We start from the raw sequence: 13,751 nt of genomic DNA on the forward strand, positions 1-13,751 counted from the left end.
TGTAAATATTAGAACTATAGTCCTAGGTTTGAAGTTTGGGAGGTGAAATAATGTTTGCAGGTATAAACAACTCAATTTGGCCACAGATTTTTGGAATAGTAATAGTTTTGTGGATTGGTTATGTTGTTGTTTATCGTCATATTTGTCGGGAATGTTGTACGGCTGAGGATTTAGAAGCGGAGCGAGCAGAAGCACAACTTGAGATTCTGCGAAACAAGTGTTTGCAAGGTGAGATTACTAAAGAAAAATATGAAGAATTAAAACGGGCCTTGGTTACAGGTGAGGTGCCAAGGGATAAATTTAAAGCTTGAGTCTGAGGAACTTTATTGTTCGAGGCTTGAGCTTTAGTGTTTTGCGTAAATTTTTTTGACAAAAAAACATATATGTGGTATCATCATTAAGTAAGCCTTTTTGTAGATACTATAGATGCTATTTAGACGAGGTCATTCGCTTATTGGAAAGAGCGAATAGGGTTCGTTTTTTTGTGTGCAAAAAGCTAAAATTTGATTAAGGAAGTAGGTGATTAAATAATTACGATATTGATTCCAGTAGTGATTTTATTTATGGTTAAATTGTTTGACTGTGCTTTTGGCGTGTTAAAGACGATGTTTATTGTTAAAGATAAATATTTTTTGGCGGCTGTTTGTGCGTCTTTAAGTGTAGTATTCTTTGTTTATTCGGCGCAACAAAGCGGCGAATATGTTTATATAACAATATTTTTGGCGACTTTTCTAGGGAACTATCTTCCGCCTAAGGTTTTGAATTATCTAAGAAAAGATAAGCTGTTTATATATGAAGTAATGTCAAATGATTTATCAAATGGGAAAGAATTTGCAGATAAATTAAGAACATATAATTTGCAACTTAGTACTAATGTTTGTCTTAACAATGAGTTAAAAAAGGTAGTTTCTTGTAGAATTTATAGTAAAAACAAAGAAACTAGTCGCTTGATTGAAGAAAGTATTCCGAAAACCTTCAATTATAATGTTATTACGGCTACTGCCTAGTACACAAAACTCAAGACAAAAGCTATAACTGTTTCAAAGTGGGCTGATGGCCTGTTTTGGAACAGTTTTTTCTATTTTCTAGTCTAGTTTAAGAAAAATCTTCTCAAGCAGATAATTATTGATATAATAGATGTTAAGACAGGTTGCGGATTTAAAATGCAAAAATACAAATAGAAAAGCAGGGATAATTATATGAAATTTATGCATATATCGGATTTACATATTGGGAAAAGAGTCAATGAGTTTTCTTTGGTAGAAGAGCAAAAACATATTTTAGGGGAAATACTTGAACTGCTTAAAAAAGAGGCTGTTCAAGGACTTTTAGTTGCCGGGGATATATATGATAAGGTAATTCCATCGGCAGAAGCTGTAGATATTTTTGATGAGTTCCTTACGCAAGTAGCTCAAATTAATATTCCGATTTTTATTATTAGTGGCAATCATGATTCACCAGAACGTTTAGAATTTGGTAGTAGAATTATGCATAATAATAATATATATATATATGGTGAATATGATGCTAAAGTGCAAAAGATAGTTTTAAATGACGAATATGGGCCCGTTAATGTGTTTTTATTACCGTATATAAAGCCCGTGATAGTTAATAAAAAGCTATCGAGTCAAACAGAAAGTTATCAAGAATGTGTACAACTAGCTTTACAAGATTTAAAGCTTGATACTTCGCAGCGAAATATTTTAGTTGCCCATCAATTTGTCACAGCTGCTGGGGTGAGCCCAGAAAGGTCGGAATCAGAAAGCATTTCTTTAGGCGGAGTGGACAATGTTGATTTCGGTGTTTTTGCTGATTTTGACTATGTGGCTTTGGGGCATATTCATCGTGCGCAAAAAATAGGTCGCGATACTGTACGTTATAGTGGTTCGCCATTGAAATATTCTTTTTCTGAATGTAATCACAATAAATCAGTGACATTGGTAGAGATTAAGCAAAAAGGTGAAATTTTTATAAATTTAATTAGCTTGAATCCGTTAAGAGATTTACAAGAATTAAAGACTACTCTAGCGGAACTACAAAGTGGCAGTACTTTGGAAAAAGTTTCGCAGAATAATTATGTGCATATAACGCTAACTGATGAACAAGAAATTTTAGATGCGATTGGCAAAGTTAGAGAAATTTATCCAAATGTAATGCTCCTTGACTTCGAGAACAAGCGTAGCCAAAATGACTTAGAATTGGAATTGTTAACTAATAAAGATCTGCAAGAGAAAACACCAGAACAATTATTTGCCGATTTTTACTTAAAACAAAATAATCAAGAATTAACAAATCAGCAACAGAAAATATTACAACAGGTTTTGGCAGAGGCCTTACAAGAGACTGAAAGGTGAGAATATGAAACCAATAAAATTAGTGATGAGCGCATTTTGTCCTTATCCAGAAGAAGTGGTAATAGATTTTACTAAATTTAAAAATCAAGGCTTATTTTTGATTACAGGGGATACTGGTTCAGGGAAAACTACAATTTTTGATGCGATTTCTTTTGCTTTATATGGTGAAGTTAGTGGGGAAAATCGCGGCGTTGATATGTTGCGAAGTGATTTTGCTCAAACTGAGATAGAAACTTTCGTACAATTTAGCTTTGAACATAAAGGGAAAGTTTATGAGATTAAACGTAGCCCACAATATTTGCGACCCGCAAAGCGCGGTAATAAAGAAAAATTGGTTAAAAGTGAAGCTAGCGTAGAATTGCATTTAGCAATAGACAAAGTTATTACGGGTAAAGAACTTGTGAATAGTGCGATTATAGAATTGTTAGGCGTAGATCACAAACAATTTAAGCAGATTGCGATGATTGCACAAGGGGAATTTTTGAAATTGTTATTAGCGGAAAGCAAAACTCGAGAGGAAATATTTCGGAAGATTTTTGATACCCATATGTATGAAAAATTACAACAAAACTTAAAAAATAAAAGTTTAAAATTAAAAGGAGAACTTGCAAATTTAGAGTTGGCGATTGAGCAGTACAAAAAAGATATAGTTTGTGATACGACAAATTCGTTGTATCCAAACTTACAAATAGCTTTGCAAAAAAAAAGCACATTAGCTGAAGTTTTTACTTGTTTAACTGAGCTTATCGATGCAGATGCTGAACTTAGTAATAATTATAGATTGCAGCAAGAAACTTTATCGAGGTTGTGGGATGCGAATCGCCAAGCATACAATGAGGGTTTGACTATTAATTTACAGCTTGAAAATTTAGAAAAGTTAAATACAACTTTAATAGCTTTAAAAAAACAAGAAGCGGAGCATAATTTATTAGAAGATCAGTTAGAGAAACGTAAAAAAGCTGTATATATTGTCCGACCGGTTCAACAAAAATTACAAGAGTCACTAAAGCGCGGGGAAAGCTTAAGAAAAGATCTAGATAAAAATCTGCAGGTTGTGGCTATTAATGAGCCAATATTGAAAGCTAAACAACAAGAATTACAACAGCTACAATCCCAAGAAGAGTTAAGAGAAAAATTGGCAATTGAGATTAAATTATTAAAAGACAGTTTTCCTAAATATCAAGATTTAGAACAAGCGGAGCGTGAATGCAAAGTAAAAAATGCTCAGTTAGAAAAAACTATGGGATCCTTGCTGCAGGCCAACAATGTTCAACTATTACTAAGCAAAGAAAAGGAACAGTTAGAACAGTCCCTGTCAGCATTAGTAGATAGTGACTTAATATTACTTACAGAAAAAAACCGTGCGCAACAATTAGCGGGGCGTTTAGAAGAAATTAGAAGTATTGGTCTGGAAATAGAAAAACAAAAAGTACTAAGCGAAGATTTAAGCTGTCAGCAAGATGTTTTTAAGAAAAATTGGCAACTTTATCAAGAACAGAATGAAAAATATTTGCAGTTGGAAAAATTTTTTTATGCTGAGCAGGCAGGAATTTTGGCGGCTAGTATTCAAGCTAATGAGCCATGTCCAGTTTGTGGTTCGCTATTGCATCCGCGCTTGGCGAGTAAAACTGAACAGGCACCTACACAGAAGCAATTAGAACAGGAAAAAACAAAACAAGAAGCGCAACGCAAAAATTGCGACGAACAAAAAGCGATTTGTGTGCAATTAGCGACAACAATACAACAAAAAAAAGACCTGATTTCTGAAAAACTTACAAAACAGCAAATTACTTTAGTTGAGGGAGATATTGGAATACAGCTAAATTCGTTGCTGAAAAAAATATTAGAAGAGCAACAAGAACTAGCACAGCAAATTAAAGTTTTGGAACAGGAAAGCCAAAGGAAACAAGAGTTACAAGAACGAGCCGGTAAATTGGTGCTTGAGATGCAGACAAATGATGAACAAATAAAAAGCTATCAACAGCAGGAGCAAGGTTTGAAGCTGGAGTTAAGAACACTTGCTGTTAATATTGAGGAACTAAAACGACAATTGCCGTATGCTGATCTGAAAACGGCACAACTAAGCCTAGTAAGCAAAGAACAAGAACTATTTAAGTTAAAAACAATTTTAAGCGAAGTACAAAAAGCCTATGAAATTCTAATGAAGACTGTAGAGCAAGCTCAAACATTGGTTGCACAAAATGAAAAACTCTTGGAAAATGTACGGAAAGAATATCAAGAAATTAAAGGGGAATTTAGTAATCTATTATTACAGACAAATTTTGCAGATTGCTCAAATTATGAAAGTTATCTTTGTTCGCTAGAGGAGTTGGAAAAGCAAGAAAGACAATTAAATGATTATAGGTTGCAGGTTAATAAAATTTTGGGACAAATTGAAGAAGTCAAAAAAATTACTTTGGGAAAAGAACGGGTTGATGTGGAAACTTTACAGGTGCAGGCTCAGAAATTGGAACAAGAACGAAGTATTCTACAAGAAAATTTAATGAAAGTAGAAAATGGCTTGCTAAATAATCAAAGGGTTTTAAGTAATTTGCAGCATAAGCAAGCAGAATATCTAGAGATTGAAAAGAAATATTTAGATTATAAGATACTATCAGATACTGCCAATGGAGAATTAACCGGTCGCTCTAAAATAGCGTTTGAAAGATATGTTCAAGGGGTTTATTTTGATTTAGTTTTATTGGAGGCTAATAAGCGTTTTGTTAAAATGACAAATAAACGTTATAGCTTAGTTAGGCGGTATGAAGCAGGAAATTTACGGGAACGGGCTGGTTTAGATATCGATGTTCTTGATACAAACACCGGAAAGATAAGAGGAGTGAAAAGTTTGTCGGGGGGAGAGTCTTTTCAGGCCTCATTAGCTTTAGCGCTAGGTTTGGCGGATGTTGTTCAACAGTTTTCAGGTGGGGTAAAGTTAGAAACAATGTTCATTGATGAGGGTTTTGGCTCATTAGATGCAGAGGCGTTGGATAAAGCTTTGCAAACATTGGGGAATTTGACTACGGGAAATAGATTGGTGGGAATTATTTCCCATGTAGAAGAGTTGAAAAACAAAATTGATAAAAAGATTGTAATCAAACGCGAAGCAGGTGTTAGTAGAATTATCTTAGAATTTTAAAATTATAATAAAAAAAAACAGGAACTATTTTTAAGGTTACACCTTAAAAGTAGTTCCTGTAAGCTTTTGGGATTATATTAGTTTTACAATTTGAAGGTGGCGCCGACAGATATACCTTCTGAGCGAGGACTAGAACCACCAATGTGGTCAGTTTTAGTATTATAGTAGCCTAGATTAAGTTCCAAATTGCTAGTTAGTTCATAAGCTAAACCTAAATCTTGGTCAAGAAAGTCTTTACTCCAAAAAACATTGGTATAGGCAGAGGTTTTGTCGGTTAACTTAAATCTTTTTTGCACCCCGATTTGGGTTTTCCAAGTACTATCATTATTATATTCTAATCTTCTAGTACCTAAACTAACACTTAGATCATCGATAAGTGGTAGAGCTTGATAGTAATTAAATTCCAGAGATTTAAAGTTGGCATGATTTATTTTGTCAGAACCATATTTAGCCTGAAGCGTCCCCCCAGGTAAACCACCGATAGAAATGCTATAATCTGGATCGGCATTACTCTTTTCAGAAACATGTACAGAAAATCCCTCAGGTGCAGGTGCAGCCGAAGCTGTAGTCAACAAGCCAAGTGATAAAGAAATTAAAAGAGAGGTAACAAATAATTTTTTCAATGTTTTAAATTCCTTTCAATAAATATATTTGACCATTATATAGCCAAATATATTATATAATAAATGCTTTAAGAAGTAAATGGACCGGCGGTCATAATAAAATTTTCCAAGAAAGGATTGTGTTTTTAGAAAAAAACAGATAAAATTATATAAAAAGAAAAAACAGAAAATAGAGAAAAATTCAACAAAAGAAATTGGTAAATTTGCAACAAAAAACAATTTAAAAATACGAAAATCACAATTTTTATTTTACCCAAATTTAGCAAATAATCGCTTATCTATTAACATATAGTTATAAAGATTAAAAGAAATGGGGGGGGAATATAGTGAGGAGTATTAAGGTTAAGTTGCTGGTAATTATATCTTTAATTATGTTGGTTTCGGTAACGAGTTTAGCCAGTGTGAGCTATTGAAAATCAAGTGCTTTATTAGTTCGGCAAGTGGAAGAAACGCTAAAACTACAAATCAGAGCTTTGGGAACGGAAGTATCGCTATGGTTGGCAGATAGTAAAAGTGATATCGAATTATGGGCAAATACTGCAGAGTTAAACTCCGATAACCCCGCAGTTATTTTACAGTATTTGACGAGGGAAGATAAGCGTGTTGGTGTTTATGACGGCTTGTTTTATGCAAATGCGGCAGGGGATGGATTTTCAACGCGTGGTTGGCAAGGATCAGTAAAGGAACGGGGTTACTATCAAGATGTTTAAAAAAAGGGACTACGGTTATTTCTGAAGTTTTGCAAAACAAGTCTACAGGCAAATTAACCGTAATAATTGCAACACCGATTAAGAAAAATGGTCAAATTGTTGGTTTGGTTGGTGGCAATGTACCAATGGATAAAATTCAAGTGTTAGTCGTTGGAACTAAAGTTGGGGATACCGGTAGAAATAGCATAATTGATGGCAAGGGCTTGGTTATTGCCCATCCCAATAAGGATTTAATTATGCAATTTAATATTGCAACTGATAAAGATGCCAGTGAAAGTTTAAAACAGTTAGCAAATAAGATGATCAAAAAAGAAAGCGGGATTGGTGGTTACAATTTTAAAGGCATGGATTTAATCGGCGCTTATGTGCCAATAGCAGGTACAGAGTGGTCTATTATAGCTAATATTACTAAAGGTGAACTTTCTGGACGGGTAAATGAGTTAATTGTTTTATATGCGGTTTTGACTATTTTAATTTTGAGTATTAGTTTAACTGTTGTATATTTATTTACAAAACGGGTTATAAGACCTATTGATGTTTTGAAGGATATATCCGATAAAATGTGTGCAGGTAATCTTCGAACTACGAAAGTAGATGTAAATTCTAATGATGAATTTGGACAGTTGGCACATTGTTTTGAACAAATGATTGGTAATACAGCTAATTTATTGCGGGGGATTCAAAAAAGTTCGGAACATTTAGCCTCCGCCTCGGAAGAGTTAACGGCTAGTGCAACACAATCGTCTGAAGCCTCGTCAGTAGTTGCAAAATCTATTCTGACGGAGCTAACGAACAAATGGTTATGGCAAAAGAAACTGGTGGCGTAATTGGCAATATGGCCGAGAACATTGATCGGTTAGCCCATAATACTAAGCAGGTTGCGTTAAACTCTAATACTGCGGCAGATAAAGCGCGTTTTGGAGGCGATTCTGTGTCCAAGGCCGTAACTCAGATGGCGCAGATTGAAAATACAGTCAACAGTTCAGCAAAAGTTGTAAGTAAGCTAGGCGAGCAGTCTAAAGAAATAGGTGAAATTGTTGGTACTATTTCGGGAATTGCCAGTCAAACTAATTTATTAGCTTTAAATGCGGCAATAGAAGCAGCTAGAGCCGGGGAACAGGGGCGTGGCTTTGCCGTTGTTGCGGATGAAGTTCGGAAACTAGCAGAACAATCACAAGAGGCTGCCAAAAAAATTGCCCAATTAATTGGTGAAATTCAAATAGATACAGATAAGGCTGTGGAAGCAATGAACTTAGGGACACAGGAGGTGAAAACAGGAGCAGAGGTCGTAAGTGTTGCGGTAAGTACTTTTGGAGAAATAGCTAATCTGGTGTTTGAAGTAGCCAGTCAAGTAGAAGATACATCTGTAGCTATGGAAAAAATGGTGGAAGAAAGTAGAAATATAGTTCAAGCTTCGGAAAAAATCAACAAGATTAGTGATAAAACTTCTGCCGAAGCCGAAAATGTTTCGGCTGCCACGGAGGAGCAATTAGCTTCGATGGAGGAAATTGCTGGTGCTAGTAAGTCTTTAGCGCAACTTGCCCAAGAGCTACAACAAGAGGTCGGGCGGTTTAAATTATAGATAAGTTGCTAAAAAACAATATGGCTAGTAATAAGGTACGCGCATTGCAAAACAACAAAATAACTGGAGATGAAGAATATGATGCAGAGTATTAAAACTAAACTAATGTTAGCAATTGCAATTATAATGGTGACATCTATTGTGATTGTGGCGGGCTTTAGTTATTGGAAAGCCAGTGATTTACTTGTAAATCAAGTAGAAGACACGTTGAAAATCCAGGCACGTTCACTGGCAACAGATGGTGCTTCTTGGATTGATCAACACAAAATGTACGTAGAAACCTTAGCTAATACTAATGAATTAAAGTCTGGAAATGAGGCGCTCATTTTTGATTATATTGCGCGTGAAGATAAAAGACTAGGAATTTATGGCGTAGTTTCTACTGCAAATCTTAATGGGGATTTTCATTCGTCTAAAGGAGCGCGGGGTTCGATTAAGGACCGCCCATATTTCCAAGAAGCACTAAAAGGGCAAACAGCAATCTCTGATGTAGTGGTAAGTCGCTCAGATGGTCAGATGATTGTAGCAATTGCTAGCCCAATTAAAAAAGATAATAAAGTTATCGGTGTCGCTTACGTGACAATACCTATAACGAAGTTGCAAGAATTAGTAACGGCAACAAAAGTAGGTGAAACAGGACGCAACTATATTATTGACAAAAGTGGGATTATTATTGCTCACCCTGATAAACAATTAGTTATGAAATTAAATCTGCTAACTGGTGCTGAGGTAGAGGCCAATCTTAAAAATATGGCAGCGAAAATGGTAAAAGGAGAAAAGGGTTTAGGTTTATATAATTTCGCTGGTAAGGGCTTAATTGGTTCCTATACTCCAGTAGAAGGAACAAACTGGACAATTGTAGCAAATATTGAAAAACAAGAATTAGATGGGAGACTTAATTCTTTAATTGTGATGTTTACCTTGATTACTATTGGAATTTTAATTGTTAGCTTAGGCATCGTATATGTGTTTACTGCTAAAATTATTAAACCAATAGGTTTGTTAAAAGCAGTTTCTGAACAAATTGCAGCTGGTGATTTACGGGTTAATAATTTGGAAATTGAATCTAAGGATGAATTTGGCCAATTAGCTATAAGTTTTGAAAAAATGATTGGCAATACCGCGAATTTGCTAAGAAATATTCAAAAAAGCTCAGAACACTTAGCGGCAGCTTCGGAACAATTAACTGCTAGTGCCCAACAATCTTCTGAAGCATCGTCGATGGTAGCCACAGCGATAACCAATGTGGCTGAAGGTGCACATGAACAGATGAATGCAGCTAGTAGTACAGCAGATATTGTAAGTGCCATGTCGACGAATATTCATCAAGTTGCTGAAAATTCTAAGCAAGTGGCAAAACAATCTAATCAGGCTGCTGATAAAGCTAAAGACGGTGGAAAAGCGGTAGAACAAGCTGTGAGTCAAATGTCGCAAATCGAAAACACTGTTAATAGTTCTGCACAGGTAGTAATTAAGCTTGGGGAACAGTCTAAAGAAATAGGTCAGATTGTTGATACTATTTCAGGGATTGCTAGCCAAACTAATTTATTGGCCTTAAATGCGGCGATTGAAGCAGCAAGAGCTGGGGAACAAGGTAGAGGTTTTGCTGTTGTAGCTGAAGAAGTTCGCAAATTAGCTGAACAATCACAAGAAGCAGCTAAGAAAATTGCGGAACTAATAAGTGATATTCAAGTAGACACTGAACGGGCAGTTGTGGCGATGCAAACAGGAACTAAAGAGGTTAAAACTGGAGCAGAAGTTGTTAATTTAGCAGGTGGAGCATTTAGAGAAATAGCTAACTTGGTTGTTCAGGTTGCTGATCAAGTAGAGACAAGTTCTAAAGCAATGGACAAAATGGTTGCAGAAAGTCAAAGAATTGTTACAGCTTCTGAACAAATTAATCAAATTAGTAGCAAATCGGCTGGTGAGGCCCAAAGCGTATCAGCAGCTACAGAAGAGCAATTAGCTTCGATGGAAGAGATCGCTAGCTCAAGCCAAGCTTTAGCTCAATTAGCCCAAGATTTACAACAAGAGGTTGCAAAATTCAAAGTTTAAAATAGCGCTATGTTAGACAGGTAATCATAGAGGAAAGTATCCTCTTGGTTACCTGTTTATTTTTATAGCGATCTTAAAATCTAGGACTAAGTATTTAAGACTAATTATTGACAAAAAACATTAAGAGGTGTATTATTTTAAAAGTTTTTACAAAAGGGGGACTAGAGATGATTTACTGGAAAAAAGAATATGAACTAGGTTTAGTTGATGTAGATAAGCAGCATAAATATTTAATTGATGTCGCTGTGGAAGCATATGAGTTATTAAAGAATAAATTAGCTGTTGATAAATATGACAAAATAGTAGGGATATTACAGGAGTTAAGAGATTATACGATTTTTCATTTTGAATACGAAGAAAACTTTATGAAAAAAAATTCTTATCCGAAATTTTTGTCACACAAAATGGAACATAAAAAATTTATTGATAAAATTAATGCTGTGGACTTAAGTACAATTGATGAAAATCAAGAGGAAGCTTTGCTTAGTATTTTAGAGTTTATAGCCACTTGGTTAGAAAGTCATATTTTAGAGACTGATAAGCGGGTAGCGAACTATTTACAGGAAAATAACGGATAATATGGAGATAACTGCGAACTGGTTTAAAATAACTAGGGCGCAGTTATTTTTTATTTTATAATATTGCGACTTAGGATAGAATTCAACTTTGCACAAGAGCGTGGTATAATAGCATTATATTTGATAAAAGATTGTGAAATGAGGATGAAATTTTTGACGTGGCAACTTAAAGAGCAGATAAAAAAAATTGCAGCTCAAGAAGAGTATTTAGAAAAATTTAACTATCATAAACCATTTAAGGTGGCATTCTTATATCCTAATGTCTATGAAGTAGGGATGTCTAATTTAGGTTTGCATATTTTATATACATTACTAAATCGTGAACCGCAAATAGCATGTGAGAGGGTTTTTTTGCCAGATAGAAAAATTATCAGTGAATATCAAAAAACTAAAAGTAGTATATATAGCATGGAAACACAAAAACGATTACAAGAATTTGATATTATTGGCGTGAGTATGAGCTTTGAAGCGGATTACTTTAATCTTTTGACCATGCTAAGTTTAAGTAAAATAAAATTACGGGCCCAAGAGCGAGGCGAGCAAGATCCGTTTATTTTGGTTGGGGGTCCTTGTGCAACTTTCAATCCCGAACCGTTAGCAGTGGTTGCCGACGCTTTTATTATAGGTGAAGGGGAAGTAACTTTAATAAAAGCCGTTAATTGTTTGCTTGCTGCAGAGCACTTGACACGTAGTGCTAAATTAAGCTTATTAGCGCAAATACCAGGAGTCTATGTTCCGAGTTTACGAAACAAAATTAATCAAGGTGAACAAAGTACTGGAGAAAAAAGCATACAAGCAGTCAGAATCTCGCGACAAATAGTAGCTGATTTGGCTAATTATCCTAACCATTCAATAATTATTACCCAACAGACCGAATTTGCTAAAATGTTGATAGTTGAAATCAGCCGAGGTTGTGGGCGGCATTGTCGTTTTTGCATGGCTGGTTATGCTTTTCGCTATCCTCGTCACAGAAGTTTAGAGCAAGTACAAAAAGCTATTAATGATTATGGAGACAGAGCCGAAAAAATAGGTTTAATGGGGCCAGCAGTTTCTGATTATCCTGATATTCTGCCATTAGCGGAATATATTTTAAATAAAAATTTGAACTTTAGTGTTGCCTCTTTGCGCGCTGATAGTTTGACACCTCAACTAGTGGATCATTTGGCTCAAAGTGGGCAACGTACACTAACTATAGCTCCAGAAGCAGGTAGCCAAAGGTTAAGAGATATTATAAATAAAGGAATAACTGAGACTGATATTTATTCAAGTATTAAACTTTTGGCTTTGGCTAAAATTCCCAATTTGAAATTGTATTTAATGTTAGGACTACCGTTGGAAACCATGGAAGATATCGAAGAATTGATTATAATGGTTAAGAACTTGCGCCAAGAGATGAATGCTGTTCAGGCCTATGGGAATTTAATATTAAGTATTAATACCTTTATCCCTAAACCAGCAACGCCTTTCCAATGGCAACCTTTAGCAAGTAAACGGGAGATTGAGAATAAGCTTAAATTAATAAATAATGCTTTAAAGCCTATTCGTGGAGTAATAATAAATGTAGAGTCTTACAAAGAAAGTGTGGTGCAAGCAATCCTGGCCCGCGGAGATCGTCAAGTTGGAGAATATTTATTGCAAGCGCACGAGTTAGGCGGGAGCAAATATTTCTTGCAAGTTGTAAAAGCGGCCACTTATGATTTGCAAAAGCAACTTTATACAATAAAAGATTTTGCTGAGTCTTTACCTTGGGATAATTTAGATATGGGCTTTTCGAAAGATTATCTAAAGCAAGAATTTGAACGAGCAAAATCAGGTAAATTTACAATTCCCTGCCTAGCAAAATGTCGCAGGTGTGGGGTTTGTAAGGATGGGAGTGAGGTGCAGTGAAAAATTTCGTACTAGAAAATCAAGGTGATTTATGGTATGGCGTGTTTCCCAAACTGCAAGAATATAATATAAAGCACGCAATATCTACAAAAATTTTAGGGGAAAGTGATTTATTTGGACAGGCGCTGAATATATCTTTTAATGTAAATGATTCTCCAGAGAAAGTTTATAGAAATCGTGAAAAAATAACAAAAGCTATTGGAATTGATTGTGCTAGTATAATCGCCACCCAACAAGTTCATAGTACTAATGTGCTTCGAGTGGATAAAACCTATTTGGGACGAGGTAGCAAAGATTTCTCCAGTGCGGTGGAGGCAACAGATGCTTTGATAACTAATGAACCTGGTGTGCCATTATTGGTTTTTGTTGCGGACTGTGTGCCTTTAATTATTTTTGATCCAACTAAAAGAGCCATTGGGGTGGTTCATGCTGGTTGGCGGGGTACAGTTCAAAGAATAGCTGTAAAAACTATTTTGAAGATGCAAGAGGAGTTTGCAACTTGTCCAGAAGACTGCTTAGTTTTTATTGGTCCATCTATTGGCCCTTGTTGCTATGAGGTGGATATGTTGGTAGAGCAAGTAGTGAGACATGAGTTTGAATTCGCCGCGCAAATTTTAAAACCCACTAGAGTGGGACATTGGCAGTTAGATTTGTGGTTGGCAAATAGTTTACAATTGCAAGAAATGGGTTTACCAAAAAGACAAATTTTTAGTAGTAATGTTTGTACAGTGGATAACAATAACTTGTTTTTTTCACATCGCGCTGAACAAGGTTTTACAGGCAGAATGGGCATTTTTGTTAGTTTATGATTGGTAATGGGGGT

Annotated in this window: 11 protein-coding genes and 1 pseudogene; 11 read left to right on the plus strand and 1 reads right to left on the minus strand. The window is 35.3% G+C overall.

The genetic code is table 11. The features are described from left to right. The first annotated feature begins 50 nt into the window (after positions 1-50). The 4 genes from SUCMO_RS0103220 (at position 51) to SUCMO_RS0103235 (ending at position 5,493) form a co-directional block, all read left to right on the plus strand. Positions 51-311 carry an SHOCT domain-containing protein gene (locus SUCMO_RS0103220; RefSeq protein WP_019879032.1) on the plus strand — a complete coding sequence of 87 codons (261 nt, stop codon included), beginning with the start codon at positions 51-53 and terminating at the stop codon, positions 309-311. Between the two features lie 228 nt (positions 312-539). Next, a complete protein-coding gene (locus SUCMO_RS0103225; protein ID WP_019879035.1) occupies positions 540-1,007 on the plus strand; it encodes a hypothetical protein in 468 nt (155 codons plus the stop codon). A 192-nt stretch (positions 1,008-1,199) separates the two neighbouring features. Continuing rightward, positions 1,200-2,354 carry an exonuclease SbcCD subunit D gene (locus SUCMO_RS0103230; protein WP_019879036.1) on the plus strand — a complete coding sequence of 385 codons (1,155 nt, stop codon included), beginning with the start codon at positions 1,200-1,202 and terminating at the stop codon, positions 2,352-2,354. Positions 2,355-2,358: 4 nt separating this feature from the next. Continuing rightward, positions 2,359-5,493 (plus strand): AAA family ATPase, encoded by a 3,135-nt coding sequence (locus SUCMO_RS0103235; protein ID WP_019879037.1) that lies wholly within the window; start codon positions 2,359-2,361, stop codon positions 5,491-5,493. 83 nt (positions 5,494-5,576) lie between these two features. Here SUCMO_RS0103235 and SUCMO_RS0103240 read toward each other — a convergent pair whose 3' ends face one another. Next, the gene (locus SUCMO_RS0103240; RefSeq protein ID WP_019879038.1) at positions 5,577-6,116 is read right to left on the minus strand and encodes a hypothetical protein; all 540 of its coding nucleotides are present in this window, start codon (positions 6,114-6,116) and stop codon (positions 5,577-5,579) included. A gap of 440 nt (positions 6,117-6,556) precedes the next feature. On the opposite strand from SUCMO_RS0103240, the gene SUCMO_RS11395 reads away from it, so the two are divergent. The 7 genes and pseudogenes from SUCMO_RS11395 (at position 6,557) to pgeF (ending at position 13,737) form a co-directional block, all read left to right on the plus strand. Continuing rightward, positions 6,557-6,826: a hypothetical protein gene (locus SUCMO_RS11395; RefSeq protein ID WP_019879039.1), complete on the plus strand. Its 270-nt coding sequence runs from the start codon at positions 6,557-6,559 to the stop codon at positions 6,824-6,826. Continuing rightward, entirely contained in the window at positions 6,781-7,653 is an 873-nt protein-coding gene (locus tag SUCMO_RS10925) for a methyl-accepting chemotaxis protein (RefSeq protein ID WP_071592804.1), read from the plus strand. Before SUCMO_RS11395 ends, SUCMO_RS10925 begins: the two co-directional genes overlap by 46 nt. Positions 7,654-7,751: 98 nt before the next feature. After that, positions 7,752-8,408 (plus strand): annotated as a pseudogene (locus tag SUCMO_RS10800) (methyl-accepting chemotaxis protein); the annotation flags it as partial. A gap of 78 nt (positions 8,409-8,486) precedes the next feature. Beyond that, entirely contained in the window at positions 8,487-10,463 is a 1,977-nt protein-coding gene (locus tag SUCMO_RS0103250) for a methyl-accepting chemotaxis protein (protein WP_019879043.1), read from the plus strand. Positions 10,464-10,630: 167 nt separating this feature from the next. Further along, positions 10,631-11,041 carry a bacteriohemerythrin gene (locus tag SUCMO_RS0103255; protein ID WP_019879044.1) on the plus strand — a complete coding sequence of 137 codons (411 nt, stop codon included), beginning with the start codon at positions 10,631-10,633 and terminating at the stop codon, positions 11,039-11,041. A gap of 153 nt (positions 11,042-11,194) precedes the next feature. Then, complete coding sequence (locus SUCMO_RS0103260; protein WP_019879045.1) at positions 11,195-12,928, plus strand: radical SAM protein; 1,734 nt, start codon at positions 11,195-11,197, stop codon at positions 12,926-12,928. Beyond that, positions 12,925-13,737, plus strand: a complete 813-nt coding sequence (gene pgeF / locus SUCMO_RS0103265) for a peptidoglycan editing factor PgeF (RefSeq protein WP_019879046.1) — start codon at positions 12,925-12,927, stop codon at positions 13,735-13,737. Before SUCMO_RS0103260 ends, pgeF begins: the two co-directional genes overlap by 4 nt. Positions 13,738-13,751: the final 14 nt, after the last annotated feature.

It is taken from the genome of Succinispira mobilis DSM 6222, assembly GCF_000384135.1.
GTDB classification, from domain to species: domain Bacteria; phylum Bacillota; class Negativicutes; order Acidaminococcales; family Succinispiraceae; genus Succinispira; species Succinispira mobilis.

Bases quoted from the DNA above. Each gene is read 5' to 3' on its own strand.
- SUCMO_RS0103220 (WP_019879032.1), top strand. From the start codon at position 51: ATGTTTGCAGGTATAAACAACTCAATTTGGCCACAGATTTTTGGAATA.
- SUCMO_RS0103230 (WP_019879036.1), top strand. From the start codon at position 1,200: ATGAAATTTATGCATATATCGGATTTACATATTGGGAAAAGAGTCAAT.
- SUCMO_RS0103235 (WP_019879037.1), top strand. From the start codon at position 2,359: ATGAAACCAATAAAATTAGTGATGAGCGCATTTTGTCCTTATCCAGAA.
- SUCMO_RS0103250 (WP_019879043.1), top strand. From the start codon at position 8,487: ATGATGCAGAGTATTAAAACTAAACTAATGTTAGCAATTGCAATTATA.
- SUCMO_RS0103255 (WP_019879044.1), top strand. From the start codon at position 10,631: ATGATTTACTGGAAAAAAGAATATGAACTAGGTTTAGTTGATGTAGAT.